General features: G+C 70.7%; 17 protein-coding genes. 11 read left to right on the top strand and 6 right to left on the bottom strand.

Annotated elements, in window-relative coordinates:
* Positions 1-137: 137 nt before the first annotated feature.
* Entirely contained in the window at positions 138-401 is a 264-nt protein-coding gene (locus ACFV9D_RS07475; RefSeq protein ID WP_015033978.1) for a WhiB family transcriptional regulator, read from the bottom strand.
* A gap of 658 nt (positions 402-1,059) precedes the next feature.
* On the opposite strand from ACFV9D_RS07475, the gene ACFV9D_RS07470 reads away from it, so the two are divergent.
* The 3 genes from ACFV9D_RS07470 (at position 1,060) to ACFV9D_RS07460 (ending at position 3,986) form a co-directional block, all read left to right on the top strand.
* Positions 1,060-1,569 carry a cysteine dioxygenase gene (locus ACFV9D_RS07470; protein ID WP_385142335.1) on the top strand — a complete coding sequence of 170 codons (510 nt, stop codon included), beginning with the start codon at positions 1,060-1,062 and terminating at the stop codon, positions 1,567-1,569.
* Positions 1,570-1,635: 66 nt separating this feature from the next.
* A complete protein-coding gene (gene cofD, locus ACFV9D_RS07465; protein WP_385142332.1) occupies positions 1,636-2,592 on the top strand; it encodes a 2-phospho-L-lactate transferase in 957 nt (318 codons plus the stop codon).
* Positions 2,589-3,986 (top strand): coenzyme F420-0:L-glutamate ligase, encoded by a 1,398-nt coding sequence (locus tag ACFV9D_RS07460; protein ID WP_385142330.1) that lies wholly within the window; start codon positions 2,589-2,591, stop codon positions 3,984-3,986. The genes cofD and ACFV9D_RS07460 overlap by 4 nt, the downstream gene beginning before the upstream one ends.
* A gap of 67 nt (positions 3,987-4,053) precedes the next feature.
* On the opposite strand, the gene ACFV9D_RS07455 is transcribed toward ACFV9D_RS07460, so the two are convergent.
* The 3 genes from ACFV9D_RS07455 to ACFV9D_RS07445 all read right to left on the bottom strand — a co-directional run bounded on the left by ACFV9D_RS07455 (position 4,054) and on the right by ACFV9D_RS07445 (position 8,064).
* Complete coding sequence (locus ACFV9D_RS07455) at positions 4,054-5,052, bottom strand: DNA-3-methyladenine glycosylase family protein (protein ID WP_385142327.1); 999 nt, start codon at positions 5,050-5,052, stop codon at positions 4,054-4,056.
* Positions 5,053-5,246: 194 nt separating this feature from the next.
* Positions 5,247-6,329: a sugar phosphate nucleotidyltransferase gene (locus ACFV9D_RS07450; protein WP_385142325.1), complete on the bottom strand. Its 1,083-nt coding sequence runs from the start codon at positions 6,327-6,329 to the stop codon at positions 5,247-5,249.
* Between the two features lie 133 nt (positions 6,330-6,462).
* Positions 6,463-8,064 (bottom strand): peptidoglycan recognition protein, encoded by a 1,602-nt coding sequence (locus tag ACFV9D_RS07445; protein WP_385142322.1) that lies wholly within the window; start codon positions 8,062-8,064, stop codon positions 6,463-6,465.
* Between the two features lie 137 nt (positions 8,065-8,201).
* On the opposite strand from ACFV9D_RS07445, the gene ACFV9D_RS07440 reads away from it, so the two are divergent.
* From ACFV9D_RS07440 to ACFV9D_RS07425, 4 genes are all read left to right on the top strand, one after another.
* On the top strand, positions 8,202-8,954 hold the full coding sequence (locus ACFV9D_RS07440) for a TIGR03089 family protein (protein ID WP_385142319.1): 753 nt from the start codon (positions 8,202-8,204) through the stop codon (positions 8,952-8,954).
* Between the two features lie 172 nt (positions 8,955-9,126).
* Complete coding sequence (locus ACFV9D_RS07435; protein ID WP_385142316.1) at positions 9,127-10,386, top strand: LCP family protein; 1,260 nt, start codon at positions 9,127-9,129, stop codon at positions 10,384-10,386.
* 249 nt (positions 10,387-10,635) lie between these two features.
* Complete coding sequence (locus ACFV9D_RS07430; protein WP_385142313.1) at positions 10,636-12,414, top strand: LCP family protein; 1,779 nt, start codon at positions 10,636-10,638, stop codon at positions 12,412-12,414.
* A gap of 49 nt (positions 12,415-12,463) precedes the next feature.
* Positions 12,464-14,185 carry an LCP family protein gene (locus tag ACFV9D_RS07425; protein ID WP_385142310.1) on the top strand — a complete coding sequence of 574 codons (1,722 nt, stop codon included), beginning with the start codon at positions 12,464-12,466 and terminating at the stop codon, positions 14,183-14,185.
* Positions 14,186-14,260: 75 nt separating this feature from the next.
* Here ACFV9D_RS07425 and ACFV9D_RS07420 read toward each other — a convergent pair whose 3' ends face one another.
* Entirely contained in the window at positions 14,261-15,271 is a 1,011-nt protein-coding gene (locus tag ACFV9D_RS07420; protein WP_385142307.1) for a glycosyltransferase family 2 protein, read from the bottom strand.
* 299 nt (positions 15,272-15,570) lie between these two features.
* Here ACFV9D_RS07420 and ACFV9D_RS07415 point away from each other — a divergent pair, with 299 nt between their 5' ends.
* A complete protein-coding gene (locus ACFV9D_RS07415; RefSeq protein ID WP_385142304.1) occupies positions 15,571-16,968 on the top strand; it encodes an LCP family protein in 1,398 nt (465 codons plus the stop codon).
* Here the strand turns inward: ACFV9D_RS07415 and ACFV9D_RS07410 are convergent.
* Positions 16,956-17,513, bottom strand: a complete 558-nt coding sequence (locus tag ACFV9D_RS07410; protein WP_385142301.1) for an acyl-CoA thioesterase — start codon at positions 17,511-17,513, stop codon at positions 16,956-16,958. The genes ACFV9D_RS07415 and ACFV9D_RS07410 overlap by 13 nt on opposite strands.
* A 119-nt stretch (positions 17,514-17,632) precedes the next feature.
* On the opposite strand from ACFV9D_RS07410, the gene ACFV9D_RS07405 reads away from it, so the two are divergent.
* The 3 genes from ACFV9D_RS07405 (at position 17,633) to ACFV9D_RS07395 (ending at position 20,659) form a co-directional block, all read left to right on the top strand.
* Complete coding sequence (locus ACFV9D_RS07405; protein WP_385142298.1) at positions 17,633-18,901, top strand: LCP family protein; 1,269 nt, start codon at positions 17,633-17,635, stop codon at positions 18,899-18,901.
* A gap of 67 nt (positions 18,902-18,968) precedes the next feature.
* Positions 18,969-19,277 carry an antibiotic biosynthesis monooxygenase family protein gene (locus tag ACFV9D_RS07400; RefSeq protein WP_385142295.1) on the top strand — a complete coding sequence of 103 codons (309 nt, stop codon included), beginning with the start codon at positions 18,969-18,971 and terminating at the stop codon, positions 19,275-19,277.
* Positions 19,278-19,840: 563 nt separating this feature from the next.
* Positions 19,841-20,659, top strand: a complete 819-nt coding sequence (locus ACFV9D_RS07395; RefSeq protein WP_385142293.1) for an isocitrate lyase/phosphoenolpyruvate mutase family protein — start codon at positions 19,841-19,843, stop codon at positions 20,657-20,659.
* Positions 20,660-20,667 lie beyond the last annotated feature (8 nt).

Raw genomic sequence — 20,667 nt, 5'->3', positions numbered from 1 at the left:
GTACGTCTCGGACGGGGCCCCACACTAACGGCTGCACAACAAACGGTCCGCCGCCTGTGGACAGAGCACAGGCGGCGGACCGTTCGTTGTGTACAGGTGTGCGCGGTTTGGCGAGCAGGCGCGGGTCGGTGCGCCGGTCAGACGGCGGCCTTCTTCAGGCGGCGGCGTTCGCGTTCCGACAGGCCGCCCCAGATGCCGAATCGTTCGTCGTTCTGCAGGGCGTACTCAAGGCATTCGGAGCGGACCTCACAGGCGAGGCAGACCTTCTTGGCCTCGCGGGTCGAGCCGCCCTTCTCGGGGAAGAAGGACTCGGGATCGGTCTGGGCGCACAGTGCGCGCTCCTGCCAGCCGAGTTCCTCGTCCGCGTCCTCGACCAGCAGTTCCTGGAACAACTCGGTCATGTGCGCCCCTCGTCTGTCTTTGCGTCCCCGTGATGTTGCCGTTACCGATTTCGGCCGAACGACACGAGTGAAATTACAAGTTCGTGCTCTGTGCGAGTCAAGCCGGAATCTGCTATTGGGTCCGGTATTCACTCTGCGGAACCAAGGCTATGCGGAAAGTGTTCAAATCACCAAAAACGAGACACATGCCGCCGGCCTGGCCGCACCGTTCCCTTCATGAAGGGAGACGCCCGAGAGATGGATCTTGTTGCGATCCAGCCACGGAAGCGATCCGGATCACAGTCTGATCACGGGATCTCAGCCGCGTTTACGGGCACGGATGTTGCGCCATGTCTCCCGCTCAGCGACTGCACAAACCTTTCTCCGGACGCTGTAACCGGATGAGGTGAAACATTACCCCCAAAACGGGCATTGGGTTGACAGTCGGGTGGCTCGCCCGTCACCTTTGATGCCATGCCAGCGACCTCAGCGCCCGCCGCGACCCACGCCCGTGGGTTCCGCCGCGCTGTCCAGGCGCGCTGTTGCTGTTGCTGTTCCAGCTGTTGATGCCCCAGAGCTCCAGCGTCTTCTTTTCTCCTTGCGACACCCTCCCCTCGGATTCCCTTCCGGGGAGATCCCCCGCACGTGCTTCTGTTTCTGCTGAGGAACCACCGCACCCATGAACAGCGACAGCGACCTTCAGATCGCCGGCGACATCCTCGAGGTCCCGCACCTCCTGCAGCCCGCCCGCGAGCACCCCGCCACCGTGGCCGAGTTCGCCGGTCTCGCCCGCTCCATCGCCGCCGACCGCGCGCAGTGGGCCCCCTATGTCGAGTACGACGCCACCACCCGCTGGTACCACCGGCTCCGCACAGGGCCCGGCTACGAGGTCTGGCTGCTCTCCTGGGTGCCCGGCCAGGGCAGCGGACTGCACGACCACGGCCTCTCCTCCGGCGTGCTGACCGTCCTCGAAGGGGAGTTGACGGAGCGTACGGACCGGGGCGTGCGGACGCTCACGGGAGGCGCGCAGCGCGTGTTCGCGCCGGGGTACGTCCACGAGGTCGCCAACGACTCCCTCGAACCGGCGGTCAGTCTGCACGTGTACTACCCGGGCCTCACCGAGATGCCCATGCACGAGTCGCTCCGGGCGCGATGCGCCCCGACCACCCCGGATGTCGTGTCCGCCTGACAGGCGCTCCCGTCGCCCGACCACCACCCCTCAAAGGATCGGGCTCCGCCTGACAGACTGTTCTCCATGCGCATTGTGGTTCTGGCCGGTGGCATCGGTGGTGCCCGTTTCCTTCGCGGCCTCAAGCAGGCCGCGCCGGACGCGGAGATCACGGTCGTCGGCAACACCGGTGACGACATCCATCTCTTCGGGCTGAAGGTCTGCCCGGACCTCGACACGGTGATGTACACCCTCGGCGGTGGCATCAACGAGGAGCAGGGCTGGGGCCGTGAGGACGAGTCCTTCACGGTGAAGGAGGAGCTCGCGGCGTACGGAGTGGGACCCGAGTGGTTCGGCCTCGGCGACCGGGACTTCGCGACGCACATCGTCCGCACGCAGATGCTGGGCGCCGGATACCCGCTCAGCGCCGTCACCGAGGCGCTCTGCGCCCGCTGGCAGCCGGGCGTCCGCCTGCTCCCGATGTCCGACGACCGCGTCGAGACCCATGTCGCCATCGAGGTGGACGGCGAGTCCCGGGCGGTGCACTTCCAGGAGTACTGGGTGAAGCTGCGGGCGTCCGTGGACGCGCAGGCCGTCGTGGCGGTCGGCGCGGAGGCCGCGAAGCCGGCGCCCGGTGTGCTCGAGGCCATCGCGGAGGCGGACGTCATCCTCTTCCCGCCGTCCAACCCGGTCGTGTCGGTCGGCACGATCCTGGCCGTACCGGGCATCCGCGAGGCGATCGCCGAGGCGGACGTGCCGGTGGTCGGCCTCTCCCCCATCGTCGGCGACGCGCCCGTGCGCGGCATGGCCGACAAGGTGCTCGCGGCGGTGGGCGTGGAGTCCACGGCCTCGGCGGTGGCCCGGCACTACGGCTCAGGGCTGCTCGACGGCTGGCTGGTCGACACCGTCGACGCGGGCGCGGTCGAGGACGTCGAGGGGGCGGGCATCCGCTGCCGGGCCGTGCCGCTGATGATGACGGACCTGGACACGACGGCCGCCATGGCGCGCGAGGCGCTGGCGCTCGCGGAAGAGGTCCGCGGATGACGGGCTCTGCGGACGGCTCTGCGGACGGCGTGGCGGACGGTGCGGTGACCGCGGACGGTGCCGGTCACGCGGACGGTGCGGCGCATGCTGACGGTGCGGTGCCCGGCTACCGGGTCTGGGCGCTCGGTGGGCTGCCGGAGGTGAAGGCCGGGGACGATCTCGCCAAGCTGATCGCCTCCGTCTCTCCCGGCCTCGAGGACGGGGACGTCCTGCTCGTCACCTCCAAGATCGTGAGCAAGGCCGAGGGGCGGGTGATCGCCGCCGACGACCGTGAGGAGGCGATCGACGCCGAGACGGTACGGGTGGTGGCGCGCCGCGGCACCCTGCGGATCGTCGAGAACCGGCAGGGTCTGGTCATGGCCGCGGCCGGGGTCGACGCCTCCAACACCCCTGCCGGAACGGTGCTGTTGCTCCCCGTCGACCCGGACGCCTCGGCCCGCGCGATACGGGACGGTCTGCGGGACGCGCTCGGCGTCGACGTCGGTGTCGTCGTCACGGACACCTTCGGGCGGCCCTGGCGCAGCGGTCTGACCGACGTGGCCATCGGCGCGGCCGGCGTGCGCGTGCTCGACGACCTGCGCGGTGGCACGGACGCGTACGGCAATCCGCTGAGCGCGACCGTCGTCGCCACCGCCGACGAACTCGCCGCCGCGGGTGACCTGGTGAAGGGCAAGGCGAGCGGTCGTCCGGTGGCGGTCGTGCGCGGTCTGCCGCACGTGGTCGACGGTTCGGCCGAGGAGGGCGCCCGGGCGCTGGTGCGCGCCGCCGCCGACGACATGTTCCGGCTCGGGACGTCGGAGGCCGTGCGGGAGGCGGTGACCCTGCGGCGTACCGTCCGGGAGTTCACCGACGAGCCGGTGGACCCGGGCGCGGTACGGCGTGCCGTCGCCGCGGCCGTCACGGCCCCGGCGCCGCATCACACCACGCCGTGGCGGTTCGTGCTCCTGGAGTCCGAGGACTCGCGGGTGCACCTTCTTGACGCGATGCGGGACGCGTGGATCGCGGACCTGCGGCGGGACGGCAAGTCGGAGGAGTCCATCGCCAAGCGGGTCCGGCGCGGGGACGTGCTGCGTAACGCGCCCTATCTGGTGGTGCCGTGTCTCGTGATGGACGGCTCGCACCACTACGGCGACCCGCGCCGGGACGCCGCCGAACGGGAGATGTTCGTGGTGGCGGCGGGCGCGGGCGTGCAGAACTTCCTGGTGGCGCTGGCGGGCGAGCGGCTGGGCTCGGCGTGGGTGTCCTCGACGATGTTCTGCCGTGATGTCGTACGCGAGGTCCTCGGGCTGCCGGAGGGCTGGGACCCGATGGGCGCGGTGGCGGTCGGCCACGCGGCGGCGCCGCCGAAGGACCGGCCGGCGCGGCAGGCTGCGCAGTTCATCGAGGTGCGGTGACGCTTTGCGGGGCCGGTCGTGACGCCTCCCGCTAGGGCCTGTCCGACCCTGATCCGCCGGACAGGCCCTAGAGCGCGCCGATGTTGCCCGGGGTCATGCGCGGTGCCCGGCGTGGTGGGGTCCGGCCGCTGAGCAGGATCAGGCGGGCCGCGCGGTGGCGTTGGCCCGCGTAGGGGGCGAGGAGTTCGAGCATCGCCGCGTCGTCGGTGGACCGGTCGCCCGCGAGGGCGTAGCCGACGATGCCGGGAAGGTGGTAGTCGCCGACGGTCACGGCGTCCGGGGCTCCGTTGCTGCGCTGGATCGTCTCGGCCGAGGTCCAGGGGCCGATCCCGGGGATCAACTCCAGCCGCTTCTGGGCCTGTTCGGGTTCCATCGCCGCGGCCTCCTCCATGCGGCGGGCCACCTTGGCCGCGCGCAGGATCGTGGCGGCGCGCTTGTTGTCGACGCCCGCGCGGTGCCACTCCCAGGAGGGGATCAGCGACCAGGTGCGGGCGTCGGGCATCACGTGGAGGCGGTGACCCTCGGGGCCGGGGGCCGGCTCGCCGTACTTCCGTACGAGCAGCCGCCAGGCGCGGTAGGCCTCGTCCGTGGTGACCTTCTGCTCCAGGATCGAGGGGATCAGCGACTCCATCACCAGGCCGGTGCGGGTCAGCCGGAGGCCTGGGCGGCGGCGGTGCGTGGCGGCGAGCAGCCGATGGCGCGGGGTGAAGGCGTCCGGGTCGTCCTCGGCGCCGAGGAGCTGCGGCAGCCGGTCCAGGAGCCAGTCCGCGCCGGGACCCCAGGCCTCGGCCTCCGCAATGCCCTGCCGGAGGGCGACCCGGAGCGTGCCGGGGCCTTCGGGCGTGCGGGTGGCGCGCCAGACGGAGCCGTCCGGGGTCGTACGGAACGTGGGATCGGCGGGGCCGCGGCGGAGGGGGCCGAGGGTGAGGCCGAGGTCCGTGGGCGCGGCGGGGGTCCACCGGCGGGCCGCTCCGGAGACCGGGCCGGGCGTCCTCGTGGCGGGTACGGGGACGTGGCCGCCGCGCACCGTCGTGCGGGTGGGTCGTGGAGCGAAGCGGCCGGCCATGGGTATGAGCGTAGCCGGGCGGGTGCCGCGCAGTGGGGGTGCGGCGGCCCAGGCCCTCGGGGTGGACGAAACCTGAACGAGCGGCGCCCCCGTGGTCGCCGGGCACACGGGGGCGGACGCGCCCGCAAGGGCGCCGTCCCGTTGTGCCCACCCGTTCCGCCCCTGCGGAACGAATGCCCACAACGGGGTTGTCGTCACTGGTCCGACGAGAAGCGGACCGCGCCTGCGGGGAGGGTGGTGTCGCACCAGATCCTGATGCCGTCGCGGAGTTCGTTGTCCGGGCCCACGTGGGCGCCGTCGCCGATGACCGCGCCCGTCAGGACCGTGCGCGCGCCGATGCGGGCGCCCGCGCCGATCAGGGAGTCCGTGATCACCGCGCCCGCTTCGACCGTCGCGCCCGCGTGGACCGTCGAGCCCGTGATCCGGGCGCCCTCGCCGACCACCGCGCCCGCGCCGACCACCGTGCCTCCCGTGAGCTTGGCGTCCGGGGCGACCCGGGCCGTCGGCAGGACCAGGCTGTCGCCGCAGCGGCCCGGCACCGCCGGGGACGGGGCTCGGCCGAGGACCAGGTCGGCGGAGCCGCGGACGAACGCCTGCGGGGTGCCGAGGTCGAGCCAGTACGTGGAGTCGACCAGGCCCTGCAGATGCGCGCCGGAGGCGAGCAGCTCGGGGAAGGTCTCCCGCTCGACCGAGACGGGACGGCCCACCGGAATCGTGTCGATGACCGAGCGGCGGAAGACGTACGCCCCGGCGTTGATCTGGTCGGTGACGATCTCCTCCGGCGTCTGCGGCTTCTCCAGGAAGGCCGTGACCCGGCCGGTCGGGTCCGTCGGGACCAGACCGAACGCCCTCGGGTCCTCGACCCGGGTGAGGTGCAGTGAGACGTCCGCCCCCGAGTCGGCGTGCGTGGCGACCAGGGCCCGGATGTCCAGGCCCGTCAGGATGTCGCCGTTGAAGACGAGGACCGGGTCGTCGGCGCCCGAGTGGAGGCGCGAGGCGACGTTCCGGATCGCGCCGCCGGTACCGAGCGGCTCCTCCTCGGTGACGTACTCCAGGCTGAGCCCCAGTGCCGAGCCGTCCCCGAAGTGCGGCTCGAAGACCTCGGCCAGGTACGACGTGGCGAGCACCACATGCTCGACGCCCGCGGCCCTGGCCCTCGCGAGCTGGTGCGTCAGGAACGGGACGCCTGCCGCGGGAACCATCGGCTTCGGCGTGTTGACCGTCAGGGGCCGCAACCGCGTGCCCTTGCCACCGACCAGGAGGATCGCTTCTGTCACCTGTCGTCTCTGCTTCCTGTCCGGGTCCGGTCTCGTCGCACGGCCGCTCGTCCGATCGTCCGCTTTTCGGCTTGTCCGTTCGTCCGTGCGATATGACCGGTCAGTTTATGCAGACCCTCCGGCGGTGCCCCCATCACGGCCGCCCCTGGTACTTCGCCGACGCGCTCCTCGCCGTGCCGAGCTTGCCGTACAGCTTCGCGCCCGGGCATGCCGTCGCGAATCCGTCACGGTGCCCCGCGATGGCGTTGAACTTGACCTTCTTGCCCTTCTTGTAGAGGTTTCCGCCGCCCGACGTCAGCGTCACCTTGCCCTTCGGGTTCACCCCGTGCAGCCCCAGCTTCCAGGCCGTCAGTCGGGCGACGGCGGTCACGACGGCGGCCGGTGGGGACGTCTTGGCATAGCTGCCGAGGACCGCGATGCCCATGCTGTTGGTGTTGAAACCCAGCGTGTGGGCGCCGAGGACCGGCTTGGCCACGCCCCCCGCACGGCCTTCGTAGATGTTTCCGCACTTGTCGACGGCGAAGTTGTAGCCGAAGTCACGCCAGCCGCTGCTCTGGGTGTGGTAGCGGTAGATACTGCGGAGGACGGAGGGCGCCTGCTTGCAGGTGTAGTTGTTGCCGGTCGCGCTGTGATGGACGAAGGCCGCCTTGACCGCCTTGGTGTAGACGAAGCCCTTCTCGCGGAGCTTCTCGTTCGCGCCCCAGCCCTTGCGCGTGATGATCTTCGGGCGCGGTCCGATGTACGGCTTCGCGGCGGCCGCGGCCGGGATCGCTGCCGTACTGACCGGGGCGAGCTGGGCGTTGACGGAGGCGGCGGCCGCCTCTTCGACGGTCGGGCCGCGGTGCGCCTGCTGCGTCAACGCACGGGTGAGGGGTCGCGCCCCGGGGGCAGGGGCGGGGGCGGCGGCCGGCTCCGGGCCGGGGTCGACGAGTTCGAGGCGGAGCCCGGCGGGGAGCGGCGGAGCCTCCGCCGCGTGGTCCGCATGACCCTGCCCCGGAAGTACGCGGATCTCGACACCGTCCGAGTCGCCGACCCACAGCGGCGCGGTGGCACCGCGGACCCCGCCCGTCATGGCCTCGGGGGTGCCGGGGTCGGCCGCGTGATCCTCGTTGTGGATCTCCACGTCCTGCCAGCCCGACCACTCCGCGGCCCCGGTGGCCCGGGTGCGGACCTGGACCGTGCCGTGCAGTTCCGCCCGCGCGTCGTCCCAGACGACACCCACGAGCGAGAAGGGTCTGACGTCCCGTCGGGCCAGACCCTGCGCCGCCGCGGCGGAGCCGAGTGCCCGCCGCGCGGTGCCGAGCGGGCCGAGCGGCAGGGACTGGGTGGACCCGGCGACGTCCGCCTCGTCGGCGGCGGCGTCAGAGGCGGGCTCCGCGGCCGAGTCCACGGCGGGGTCCGCCGCCGGATCCGCGGCGGTCGGCACAGCCGCGTCCACGCCAGTGGGCGCGAACGGACGCGCGGCGGTCGGCACAGCCGCGTCCGCGTCGGTCGGCGCGACCGGGCGCGACGCGGCGTCCGCCGCCGGACGCGCGGCCGTCGGTGCGGCCGACTCCGCGGTCAGGTCCGCGGGCGTCAGCAGAGCCGGACGTGAGGTGGAGTCCGGTGACGTCGGTGCCGGGCGTCCCATGGGCGCGCCCGGTGGGAGCGACGCCGCCGGCGTCGCGAGGGACAACGGCAGGGCGAGCGCCGCCGCGCAGGTCACAGCGATCGAGGAGGCAAGGTTGGCACGCATGTGGCGATCGTCCGTACCCCCGGGCCGTTCCGCACGGCGGGAATTCACCCGGAAACTGACGAGGCGTCGGGCCGACCGGTGGACGGCGTCACCGGTACGGCGGGTCCCCGAACACCTCCCCGCGTACCCTTGCCCGCGTGAACGCCAGCGACCGCACCCCCGCCGACCTGCTGCGATCCGCGCTCGCCGCGGACCCCGCCCGCCCCTTGGTCACCTTCTACGACGACGCCACCGGTGAACGCGTCGAATTGTCCGTCGCCACCTTCGCCAATTGGGTGGCCAAGACCGCCAATCTGCTGCAGGGCGAGCTCTCCGCCTCCCCCGGAGACCGGCTCGCGCTGCTACTGCCCGCGCACTGGCAGACCGCCGTCTGGCTGCTGGCCTGCTCGTCCGTGGGCGTGACCGCGGAGCTCGGCGGCGACCCGGCGGACGCCGACTACGTCGTCGCGGGACCCGACACCCTCGACGCGGGGCTGGCCTGTTCGGGAGACCGGATCGCACTCTCGCTCGCCCCGCTGGGCCGCCGCTTCCCGGCCCCGCCCGCCGGTTACGCGGACTACGCGGTGGAGGTACCGAGCCAGGGCGACCGCTTCGCCCCCTTCGTCCCGGTCGACGCGGACGAGCCGGCACTCCTGGTCGACGGTACGGAACTGACGGGCGCCCAGCTGGTCGAGCGGGCCCGCGCGGACGCCGAGGCCCTCGGTCTCGCGCCGGGGGCGCGACTGCTCTCCGGCCGTCCGTACGACACCTGGGACGGGCTCTCCGCCGGGCTGTACGCACCGCTGGCGGCGGGGGCCTCCGTCGTACTGTGCCGAAACCTGGACCAACTGGCGCCCGAGGCGCTCGAGAAGCGGGTGGAGAGCGAGCGGGTCACGGTGACCGCGGCCTGACGGCCCGGTGAGGATCCACCCGTATGGCGCACCGACTCGCCGAGTCCCCGGGTCTGTGCGTCAACTCCGGTACATGATCGGCGGGTACGCACCCTTCCCGCACAACCACGCGTCAGGTTCGGCCGTCTATCTCTGCGAGCGGCGGCCCGGCGCGCCGCCGACGCCATGAAGGATGGACTCAGACGTGACGGACCGTGCCGGCACGCCCGCCGAACCGGACTCCCCGGACGGGGACGAGACGCCCAGCACCGAGGGGGCCGCCGTCGTCCGGGACGGTGCCACCGGGGGCGACGCCCCGCGCAAGCGGCACTGGCTGCGCTGGACGGCGCTCGGGTGTGCGGTCGTCGTCCTCGCCGCGGCGGGCGCCGGCTGGTGGTTCTACCGCAAGCTCGACAACAACATCACCACCGACACCACCGCCGCCGCCGAACTGCTCAAGTACGAGAAGGAACGCCCGAGCGCCGTCGCCACGTCCGCGCAGAACATCCTGCTCATCGGCTCCGACACCCGGAGCGGCGCCGGCAACTCCCAGTACGGGAGGGACAAGGGGACCCAGCACTCCGACACCACGATCCTGCTGCACATCTCGGCGGGGAAGTCGGGCGCGACGGCGGTCTCCATCCCGCGCGACCTGATGGTGAAGATGCCCGGTTGCCGCACATCGGACGGAACGCGCTCACACGAACAATTCGCCCAATTCAACTCGGCCTTCGAGATCGGCGGCACGGCCTGCACGATCCGCACCATCGAGCGGCTGACCGGCATCAGGATCGACCACCACATGGTGATCGACTTCCGGGGCTTCAAGAAGATGGTCGACGCCGTGGACGGGGTGGAGATCTGCCTCAAGGAGCCGATCGACGACGACGGCGCCAAGCTGAAGCTGCCGGCGGGACGCCAGACGCTCCACGGCGAGCAGGCGCTGGGCTTCGTACGGGCCCGCAAGTCGCTCGGCAACGGGAGCGACACGGAACGCATGGACCGCCAGCAGCAGTTCCTGGGCGCCCTGGTCAACAAGGTGCAGAGCAACGGCGTCCTGCTGAATCCGACCCGGCTGTACCCGGTACTGGACGCGGCGACGAGGTCCATCACGACCGACCCGGGGCTCGACTCGCTCCGTGACCTGTACGACCTGGCGCGCTCGATGCGGGCCGTCCCCACGGAGAAGGTGCAGTTCCTCACGGTGCCGCGACGGCCGTACTCGTACAACGCGAACCGGGACGAACTCGTACAACCCGCGGCGAGTCAACTCTTCAAGCAGCTCCGGGAGGACAAGCCCGTCACGGTGACGCCGGGCAGCGCGGCGTCGACACCGGGGAGCGCGGGCGAGGACACGGACGGCGACGGCAAGCCGGACGACGCGGGGTCGCCCAGCCCTGTGCCGAGACCGACGTTCTCGGGACGCAGCGCGGCAGAGGGAGCGTGCTCCTAGGGACGTCCGAGGGGAGGGTGAGTAAAGGGGAGTCCAAGGGGAGGGCTGGGGTGGATGAGGTTTGAGCAAATTGCCCAGTTGTAAGCGGCGTGGAATTTGTCACGGACGTCGCCCCACGCTGAACTGGGCGGATAGTGTGACGCGATCCGGTGCACCCGACCGCGTGGTCGCGCACTCATACGGACCGAACGACCGAGCGCCCGACGGGGGAGGCGCCTCGCGTGGCACCGACGGAGGATTCAAGTAACCGTGGACGCGCACAGCCGTGGACAGGCGGATGAGATCGACCCCGCCGACCAGTGGGTACTCAACCCGCAGACGGGCAACTACGAACTGCGACTGAACCACTCCGGTGGGCAGTCGGCGCAGCAGTCCCGCACCCGCGGCGCCACCACTCCGGGTCCGAGAGCCGCGGAGGGTTCCCGTACCGCCGATCGTTCCCGTACCGGCGAGCGTTCACGCACCTCGACCGAGGCGCCCGTTCCCGGCCAGCGCCGCCGCCGCGCCCCTGAGGGCCCCGGGGGCGGCCAGCCGTCGCCCGGCCGCCGCAAGCGCAAGCCACAGAAGTCCCGCAAGAAGAAGGTCCTGCTCTGGACGGGCGGGACGATGGCCGTCGTGCTCGTGGCCGGTGCGGCGGGCGCGTACGCGCTGTACGACCACTTCAACGGCAACCTCAGCACCATCGACGTGGGTGACGCCGCCAAGGGCGGCGAGACGATGGAGGGGCCGCTGAACATCCTGATCATCGGCAACGACGTCCGCACCGGCGAGGGCAACACGAGCTACGGGAACAAGGACAACGTCACCGGCCACGCCGACACGACGTTCCTCTTCCACGTCTCGGAGGACCGCACCAACGCGACGGCCATCAGCATCCCCCGGGACCTCAAGATCAAGATCCCGGACTGCCCCACGAAGCAGGCCGACGGTTCGACGAAGGTCATCCCCGGCTCGACCACCACCACGAAGTTCAACGAGTCCTTCGGTGTGAACGGCCGCGACCCGGGCTGCACGATGCGCACCGTCAAGGAGCTCACGGGCGGCATCGAGATCAACCACTTCATGATGGTCGACTTCAACGCCGTGAAGACGCTGTCGACCGCGGTCGGCGGTGTGAAGATCTGCTTGACCAAGCCGATCCACGACAAGTCCTACTCCAAGCTCAACCTCCCGGCGGGAGAGCACCGGATCCAGGGTGAGGACGCGCTCGCGTTCCTGCGCAACCGTCACGGTCTCGGCAACGAGAGCGACCTGGACCGGATCAAGCAGCAGCAGCAGTTCCTGGCGTCGATGATCCGGCAGCTGAAGGAGGAGACGCTCGACAGTACGACGAAGCTGTACTCGGTGGCGGACGCGGCGACCAAGGCCCTCACGGTGGACAAGGGAATAGGCAGCGCCTTGAAGCTGACCGCCCTGGCCAAGGAGCTCGGAAAGGTCGACCTGAAGAACATCAGTTTCATGACCGTTCCGGTGGTCGACAACCCGGACGAGCCGCCGAACCGGAGGGCGACCGTCGTACTCGACCAGGTCAAGGCTCCGCAGGTGTTCAGCATGGTGCAGAACGACGTCTCCTTCACCGAGGTGAAGAAGAAGGAGAAGGACGCCAAGAACGCCCAGGCGCAGGCCGAGGCGAAGCTGCTCCAAGGGACGCGCGCCAAGGCCGTCGACGTACGTGTCGACGTCTACAACGGCAGCGGCATCCAGGGCGCGGCGCAGAAGACGATCGACTGGCTGCAGAACGAACAGGGCGTGACGCGGTCCACGAACAAGGCCAACGCCCCCGAGAAGGCGGCGAAGACCACGCTCACGTACGCACCGAACCAGGCCGATCAGGCCCGCAAGCTCGCGGACATGATGGGCCTGCCCGCCACGGCGCTCAAGCCCGGCACCACGGACGCCGGGGAGCGCGAGCCCATGACGCTCGTCCTCGGTGCCGACTTCAAGGGCGCGGGGACGCCCATCACCGGTCCGGTGAAGGCGCCGGACGTGGGTCAGGTCGAAGCAGACAAGAAGGTGTGCGCCCAGTGACCCGGAAACGCCGGGCCACGGCGCACGCCTGAGACGAGGGGGACCAGGGGTGGGACAGAGCGTGCGCAGGGAGGGGACGCGTGGACGCGTTCCGCACGCCCGTGATTTGGGCTGGGACGAGAGTCTCTACGGTGACAAGGGCGAGGGTGCCGGGGGCGACACCCTCCCGGCCGGCGGGGGCGCCGACGACGGTTCCGGCGGGGGTGCCGGGAGCACGGGTCCCGGCCGTACGAGTCACCGCCGCAAGGGGCCGCGCAGGCGGGCCAGGAAGAGCGGCAAACGCAAGATATTCCGCTGGGTCGCCGGGACCCTGTCGGTCCTGATACTCGCGACGGCCGGCGCCGGATACCTGTACTACCAGCACCTCAACAGCAACCTCCGCGGCGGCAGCCGTGCCGGCGGCGACAGCGGCGTGAAGAAGGCCTCGCCGAACGCGCTCGGCGACACTCCGCTCAACATCCTGCTGATCGGCTCCGACAGCCGTGCCGACGCGAAGAACGTGGCGCTCGGCGGCGGCAAGAACCTCCGGGAGAGTCCGCCGCTCGCGGATGTGCAGATGCTCCTGCACATCTCGGCGGACCGCAAGAACGCCAACATCGTCTCCATCCCGCGCGACACGATCGTCAAGATCCCGGAGTGCAAGGGCACGGACGGTGCGACCTACCCCGCCACCACCACCAAACCCATCAACGAGACGCTGGGGCGCGGTGGTCCGGGCTGCACACTGACCACCTGGGAGTCGATCACCGGGGTCTACATCGACCACTGGATGATGATCGACTTCGCGGGTGTGGTGGCGATGGCGGACGAGGTCGGCGGCGTCCCGGTCTGTGTGACGACCGGTGTCTGGGACAAGTCGACCCGGCTGGTGAAGGGCGGCTCCGGCCTGAAGCTGCCCAAGGGCACCACCGAGGTCCAGGGCGAGCAGGCGCTCCAGTGGCTGCGCACCCGGCACGCGTTCGGCAACGACCAGAACCGCGCCAAGGCCCAGCACATGTACATGAACGGCATGATGGAGAAGCTCCAGAAGCAGAACGCCTGGACCGACACCGGGCGGCTCATGGGGCTGGCGGAGACCGCCACGAAGGCGCTTCAGGTCTCCGACGAGATCCGCTCGGTGGCGAAGCTCTTCGATCTGTCGATGCAGCTCAAGAACGTGAAGCTCGACCGGCTCACGACGGCGACCGTACCCACGACCGAGTGGCCCCAGAACAAGGACAAGCTCCAGATGGTGGAGAAGTCCGCCGACAAGATGTGGGCGATGCTCCGCGACGACGTCGCCTTCGACAAGAACGGCGACCCGGCCGAGGCCAAGCCGTCCGCGTCCGCGAAGCCGACGGGCCCGACCGCGGCCGCGCCGAACACCCTGGGCATCACGGTGATCAACGGCACGGGTGTCGACGGCCAGATGTCCGTGGACGGCCGGGCGAGCGGCATGGCGAAGACCCTGAAGGGCAAGGGCTTCACCGAGGCGGACGCCTCGCAGAGCGCCGAGCCCCGCAAGGACACGGTGGTCAAGTACCCGAAGGCGGCGGGCGATCAGGGCAAGGCGAACGCCCTGTCCGTGGCCAGGGCGCTCGGGCTGCCCGACTCGGCCGTCCGGGCCGACGCCACGGCGGAGAGCATCACACTTGTCATCGGCGGCGACTGGCGCGAGGGCGACACGTACAAGAAGCCGAAGACGGAGGCGGGTGACCTCCCGGAGGGCGCCGACGACAAGACGGCCTGCATGGACGTCTACTCCGTCTACAAGTGGGACGGAAAGAGCTGACGCACCACTGCGGCTGACCGCCCGCGTACGACGAAGGCCGCCCGGTGCGTGATGCACCGGGCGGCCTTCTTCGTGTCAGACGGTCGTCGTCCGCACCGCCGGGCGGCGGCTCGCGATGACCTTCTTCGCGAGGGCGCGCGGGCTGGTCAGGAAGCCGTAGCCCCAGGACATGTGCATCGTCGCGAGGGCCACCGGGATCTGGAGACGGGCCTTGAGCGGGAGGCCCTTGCCCGCCGGGAGCGAGCCCGCGATGATCGCGGCGAGGTAGCCCGCCGGGATCAGGAAACCGAGGGGGGTGAGCACCACGCCCACGACCAGGCCTGCCGCGATCGTGCAGACGGCGGTCGGCGGGGCGAGGTAGCGGAGGTTGATGGAGCCCTGGTGGAAGCGGGCCACGACGTGGCGCCAGCGGCCGTAGTCCTTGTACTGCTTCGCCAGCGCGCGCACGCTCGGACGGGGCCGGTACTGGACGCGCAGCTCGGGCGAGAACCAGATCAGGCCGCCCGCCTCGCGGATACGGAAGTTCAGCTCCCAGTCCTGGGCGCGGATGAACTCCACGTTGTAGCCGTCCTGCTGCTCGAGGGCCTCGCGGCGGAAGACCCCGAGATACACAGTCTCGGCCGGGCCCGCCTGGCCGCCGGTGTGGAACGAGGCGTTGCCGACGCCGATCTTCGAGGTCATCGCGGCGGCGACCGCGTGCTCCCAGTCGTTCTCGCCCTCGGCGTGCATGATGCCGCCGACGTTCTGCGCGCCGGTCTCCTCCAGGAGGCGGACAGCGGTCGCGATGTAGTTCGGCGACAGCATGCCGTGGCCGTCGACACGGACCACGATCGGGTGGCTGGACGCCTTGATCGCCGCGTTGAGGGCGGCGGGCGTACGGCCGGTGGGGTTCGGCACGGTGTGGACCCGCGGGTCTTCTCGTACGAGCTCGGCGGCGATCTCGTCGGTACGGTCCTTGGACGGGCCGAGCGCGATCACCACCTCCATCTCGCCGTCGTACTCCTGCTCGAGGATGTGACGGACCGAGTTGCGCAGGTGTCGCTCCTCATTGAGGACCGGCATGATCACGGAGACGGGGGGCTGCATGGAATCCTCGGGGGTACGGGGGTCGCCCCCCGGAAAACAGCAGTCTCGGGGGTCCGGGGGTCGTCCCCCGGGAGACAGCAGGATCGCCCGACACGTTACCGCGAACGGGGGACACGAAGCGCGTCACGAGGGCCGGCGCACCCTTGCGCTGATCGTATGGGCCTACCGTGCTCACGGTCCCCTCGTCCCACCCGCGGAGGTGTCCCCCGGTGCCCACACCGCCCCGCACGCCCCGTCCCCGGCCCGCCCGTTCCGTACCGGCCCGCCGCGCCAGACGGGTCGAGGGGCCACGGTGGGGCATGCGGATGGCGACGACGCTCTCCGTGCTCGTGCTGGGCGCGGGTGGGATCGGTCACGCCGTCGTGACCAGCCTGGACACCGGGATCGATCGGGTCGACCCCTTCAAGGACATGAAGAACCGCCCCCAGGCCGGGCACGGCATGAACGTGTTGGTCGTGGGCACGGACGGGCGGGACAGGATCACGGAGGAACAGCGGAGGGAGTACCGCCTCGGCGGCGCCCCCTGCCACTGCACCGACACCGTGATGGTCGTCCACATCTCCGAGGACCGGGAGCGGGCGAGCGTCGTGAGCCTGCCCCGCGACTCGTACGCCGAGATGCCGGAGCACGTGGACGCGACCACCGGCAAGCAGCACGAGGCGCACCCGGTGAAGCTGAACGCCGCCTACGCCGAGGGCGGGCCCGGGCTGACGGTGCGGACCGTCGAGAACATGACGGGCGTCAAGATCGACCACTATCTGGAGGTCGACTTCATCAGCTTCATGAAGACGGTGGACGCGGTCGGCGGGGTGGAGATCTGTACGGCGCGGCCGATGAAGGACTCGTACACCGGGCTCGACCTGCCGGCCGGGCCGCACGAGCTGACCGGCGGGCAGGCGCTGCAGTACGTGCGCTCACGCCATGTCGACGGGGCGGCCGACATCGGCCGGATGGAGCGCCAGCAGCGCTTCCTGGCGGCGCTGATCGACCGGGTGACCAGCGGCGGGGTGCTGCTCAACCCGGTGAGGTTCCGCGAGGTCGCCACGACGATGCTGAGCTCGGTGCGGGCGGACCGCGGTTTCGGTACGGAGCAGATCCTGGCTCTGTCGAAGGCGATGCGGGGCTTCAACCCGGCGTCCTCGGAGTTCGTCTCGGTGCCGGTCGGGGACATGAGCTTCCCGGTGCAGGGCATCGGCTCGACGGTGAAGTGGGACGCTCCGAAGGCGCAGAAGCTCTTCCAGGCGCTGCGCGACGACCGGCCGCTCGCCCCGCAGAAGGCGGGGGCGGCGAAGGGCGGGCCGAAGACGGCGGTGGTGGACGTGGCGCCGAGGACGATCCGGGTGCAGGTCTACAACGGGACGCAGACGGACGGTCTGGGCCGGAAGGTCGACGACGCGCTGCGGGCCACGGGCTTCGACACGACGCGCGCGCCGCGCACCGGGGACGGCCCGGAGCGCGCGCGGACGCTCGTGGAGTACGACCCGCGCTGGGACCGCTCGGCGAAGTCCCTGGCGGCGGCGCTGCCGGGGGCCGAGCTGCGGGCGGTGAAGGGGCGGGGAGGGACGCTGCGGGTTTCTGTGGGCCTGGACTACAAGGGGGTCACCCCGGTGCGGGCGGAGGAGACCCACAAGGGGCCGTTCGAGGCGGTCACGGGGGACCAGGTGGTCTGCCCGCAGGGCGACCGTCAGTCCTCGTAGCCCTCCGCCGCGCGGCGTTCGCGGAGGTCCTTGATCGCGCGGCGGCGGGCCAGGCGGTGGGTGCGGCGGATCTGGGCCTCCTGGTAGCGGCGCTTGTCCCGCTCGGTCTCCGGGAGCACCGGGGGGACCCGGCGCGGCTTGCCGTCGCCGTCGACCGCCGCGAAGACCAGGTAGGCGGAGCCGACCTGCTGGGCGGGGGTGGACTCGTTCCAGCGCTCGGCCATCACCCGGACGCCGACCTCCATCGAGGAGCGGCCGGTCCAGTTGACCTGCGCCTTCACATGAAGCAGGTCCCCGATCCGTACCGGCTCCAGGAACACCATCTCGTCCATGGAAGCCGTCACGGCCGGCCCGCCGGAGTGGCGGCCCGCGACAGCGCCCGCCACGTCGTCCACCAGCTTCATGATCACGCCGCCGTGCACCGTCCCCAGGAGGTTGGTGTCGTGGCTCGTCATGATGTGGCTGAGGGTGGTGCGGGACGCGGAGGTGGGCTTGCCCGGAATATCGCCCTCCGGGCGGTCCGTGCGCTGGGCCTGGTCTGTCATGCCCTCCACCTTATGCCGGGTCCCGGCCTCGTCCTCTTTGCATCAGCTTGGCAACAGCGCCGCCCCGATTCCCCACCCGCCCTGTCGGCCGCCAGGAGGCGGCCTGCACACTGGTCCGCATGAATGACTGGTCCGATGACGGCGGATACGGCCGCGGCAGCGCGAACTCGCAGCCCGAGGGGGCTCGCCGGATGCGCCATGTGCAGCGCCCGCAGGTTCCCCAGCAGCCGCCGCAGTACGACCCCGGTTACGGCCAGGGCCGCCCGCAGCAGGCGGGCCCCGGGTACGACAGCGGCTACAACACCGGCCAGGTCTACGGCCAGCGGAACTACGGCGGCGGGCAGCAGCCCCCGGCCGGTCCGCAGCAGCCGGGGCACGGCTACCCGGGCCCCGCGGGGCCGCCGGCTCCGGACTGGCGTCGCCGGATCAAGATCGGCTCGATCGTCCTGGTCGTCGCCCTGCTCGGCTGGAGCATCGGTACGTACGCCTGGGCCAGCTCCCGGATGCGCAACGAGGTCGATCTGGGCAAGGTCATCGAGCGGCCTGCCGCGGGCGACTGCACCACGTATCTGATCGTCGGCTCGGACAGCCGTGAGGGCATGTCGGCCGAGGAGAAGAAGAAGCTGCACACCGGTTCCGCCGAGGGCAAGCGGACCGACTCGATGATGATCCTCGCCGCCTGTTCCAGCGGGAACACGATGATCTCGCTGCCCCGCGACTCGTGGGTCACCATCCCCTCCTTCGTCGGCTCGGAGTCCGGGAAGAAGTTCGGGGCGCGCGGCGGCTCCAAGCTGAACGCGGCGTACGCGATGGACGGCCCGGAACTCCTGGTCCGCACGGTCGAGTTCAACACCGGGCTGCGCATCGACCACTACGCGGAGATCGGCTTCGCCGGCTTCGCGAACATCGTGGACGCGCTCGGCGGTGTCGAGATGAACATCGAGAAGGGCTTCAAGGACAAGAAGTCCGGCGCCGACTTCCAGGCGGGCGAGCAGACCCTCAACGGTGAGCAGGCCCTCGCGTTCGTCCGTACCCGGTACGCGTTCGCCGAGTCGGACCTCGCGCGGACGAAGAACCAGCAGAAGTTCCTCTCCGCCCTGGCCAACCAGGCGGCGACGCCGGGCACGATCCTCAACCCGTTCAAGCTGTACCCGACGCTGGGCGCCGGCCTGGACACGCTGATCGTCGACAAGGACATGTCGCTGTACGACCTCGGCAAGATGTTCTTCGCCATGAAGGGCATCAGCGGCGGCGACGGGAAGTCGATGAACATCCCGATCTCGGGCAGCGCGCCGCAGGGTTCGCTGAAGTGGGACATGCCGAAGGTGAAGCAGCTGGTGTCGCAGATCCAGAACGACGAGAAGGTCACGGTGACGTCGGACCGCTGACCGGCGGGGTGACCGGTGGGTAGGGGCCTAGCCTGAGAGAGGGGCCCCTATCCCGAGGTGGTGTGCCATGTCCGAGGACAGCAAGTACTGGGCTTCCGGAAACTGGCAGGTCTCCGAGGGCGACGTCGACGATTTCATCGACCGCTGGCGCGCCTTCCTCACGTGGACCAAGGAGGCCAATGACGGCTTCTACTCCGCGCGGCTCATCCGTGACCTGAGCGAGCCGCGCCACTTCGTGTCCTTCTCCTCCTGGCGGGACCCGGCGGCGATGAAGGAGTGGCAGAGCAAGCCCGAGTTCGCCGAGCACTTCGGCGCCTGCCGGGCCCTGTGCGACGACATGTCGAGCGGCGGGTACGAGCTGGCTGTCGCGGTGTGACGAGGGGCACCCGGGGGCGACAGGCGCGGAAGCACAGACCGTGGCTTGGCTCAGCTCAGCTCAGCTCAGCTCACCTCAGCTCAGCTCAGCTCAGCTCAGCTCAGCTCAGCTCAGCTCAGCTCAGCGACAGACAACCGGTGGCGGGTCGGGCTTCATGTCAGGCTGGTCTCCGCCCGGTGGGAGTGCGCCCAAGCGAGTGAGCGCCTGGCCACGGCCCGGCGACTGCGCCCCCGGGAGTCAGCCCCACCCGGCCCGTCGGCCGCCGGATGACCCTAAGGACGCCACCACCCCTCCCCGGAGGGCGATTTGACCAGACGTGCGACCTTCCCACCATGGGTTACTCACGGTAGCGCGAACTTGGCAGTCAGCTCTGGAAGGCCTTCGGGGGGTGACTCCGGAGCCCGGGGCCACGCGCGTCAGTGCGTCAGATGCCGCGGGCGGCGAGATGGAGACCGCAGCCGCAGTGCCTCTACGTGAAGTCGTTCTCTCCGCCCGGCTCAAGGTCGACATCCATGTCGGATTCTTGCCAGAAGGTGGGCGGCAGTTGATGTTCCACTGCGCCCATGACCATCACGCAGCCGAACAATGCCCACTCCTTCCGCTCCCTGCACACCCCCTCCGCACCCCTCATGCTCGCCAATGCCTGGGATGTTGCCAGCGCCCGCGTCATCGAGGCCGCAGGCGCCCCCGCGATCGCCACCACCAGTGCCGGCGTCGCCTGGTCGCTGGGTTCCCCGGACGGCGACTTCCTTGCCCGGGACCGAGCCCTGAAGGTCATCGCCCGAATCGTCGCAGCCGTCGCGATTCCAGTCACCGCTGATATCGAGGGTGGGTACGGGAGGGACGCCCTCGGCGTTGGCGAGACCGTTGCCGGAGTGCTCGCAGCGGGCGCCGTCGGCGTCAATATCGAAGACGGCACCCGGCCCCCGATAGAACTCGCGACACGGCTTGCCGCGGCCCGGCAGACCGCCGACCGGGCGGGCGCGGACTTGTTCCTCAACGCTCGTATCGACACCTTTCTGTTCGAGATCGGCGACCCGGACACCCGACTCGAGGAAACGCTTGCCCGGGCGCACATGTACGTCGATGCCGGCGCGGACGGCATCTTCGTCCCTGGCGTCACCGACACCGCCACCATCGCGGCGTTGGCCGGGGACATCTCCGTACCGCTGAACGTCATGGTCGGCCCCGGCGCCCCGACCGTTGCCGAACTCGGCGCCCTCGGCGTGGCTCGCGTCAGTCTCGGTTCGGGCGTGGCGCAGGTCGCCTACGCTGCCGTCCGCCGCACCGCGCAGGAGCTCTTCGGCGCAGGCGAATACGACTCCCTCGCCGACGGCATGGCCTTCCCGGAACTCGACGAGCTGCTCTCCGAGCGCCACTGACCGGGGCC

Origin of the sequence: Streptomyces sp. NPDC059875, from assembly GCF_042731085.1 — a bacterium.
Lineage (GTDB): Bacteria > Actinomycetota > Actinomycetes > Streptomycetales > Streptomycetaceae > Streptomyces.
Note: the sequence above shows the minus strand (reverse complement) of the source record. Positions and strands in the feature narration are given on the sequence as shown.

Bases quoted from the DNA above. Each gene is read 5' to 3' on its own strand.
- ACFV9D_RS07475 (WP_015033978.1), bottom strand. From the start codon at position 401: ATGACCGAGTTGTTCCAGGAACTGCTGGTCGAGGACGCGGACGAGGAA.
- ACFV9D_RS07470 (WP_385142335.1), top strand. From the start codon at position 1,060: ATGAACAGCGACAGCGACCTTCAGATCGCCGGCGACATCCTCGAGGTC.
- cofD (WP_385142332.1), top strand. From the start codon at position 1,636: ATGCGCATTGTGGTTCTGGCCGGTGGCATCGGTGGTGCCCGTTTCCTT.
- ACFV9D_RS07460 (WP_385142330.1), top strand. From the start codon at position 2,589: ATGACGGGCTCTGCGGACGGCTCTGCGGACGGCGTGGCGGACGGTGCG.
- ACFV9D_RS07455 (WP_385142327.1), bottom strand. From the start codon at position 5,052: ATGGCCGGCCGCTTCGCTCCACGACCCACCCGCACGACGGTGCGCGGC.
- ACFV9D_RS07445 (WP_385142322.1), bottom strand. From the start codon at position 8,064: ATGCGTGCCAACCTTGCCTCCTCGATCGCTGTGACCTGCGCGGCGGCG.
- ACFV9D_RS07435 (WP_385142316.1), top strand. From the start codon at position 9,127: ATGGACTCAGACGTGACGGACCGTGCCGGCACGCCCGCCGAACCGGAC.
- ACFV9D_RS07420 (WP_385142307.1), bottom strand. From the start codon at position 15,271: ATGCAGCCCCCCGTCTCCGTGATCATGCCGGTCCTCAATGAGGAGCGA.
- ACFV9D_RS07415 (WP_385142304.1), top strand. From the start codon at position 15,571: ATGCGGATGGCGACGACGCTCTCCGTGCTCGTGCTGGGCGCGGGTGGG.
- ACFV9D_RS07410 (WP_385142301.1), bottom strand. From the start codon at position 17,513: ATGACAGACCAGGCCCAGCGCACGGACCGCCCGGAGGGCGATATTCCG.
- ACFV9D_RS07405 (WP_385142298.1), top strand. From the start codon at position 17,633: ATGAATGACTGGTCCGATGACGGCGGATACGGCCGCGGCAGCGCGAAC.
- ACFV9D_RS07400 (WP_385142295.1), top strand. From the start codon at position 18,969: ATGTCCGAGGACAGCAAGTACTGGGCTTCCGGAAACTGGCAGGTCTCC.
- ACFV9D_RS07395 (WP_385142293.1), top strand. From the start codon at position 19,841: ATGACCATCACGCAGCCGAACAATGCCCACTCCTTCCGCTCCCTGCAC.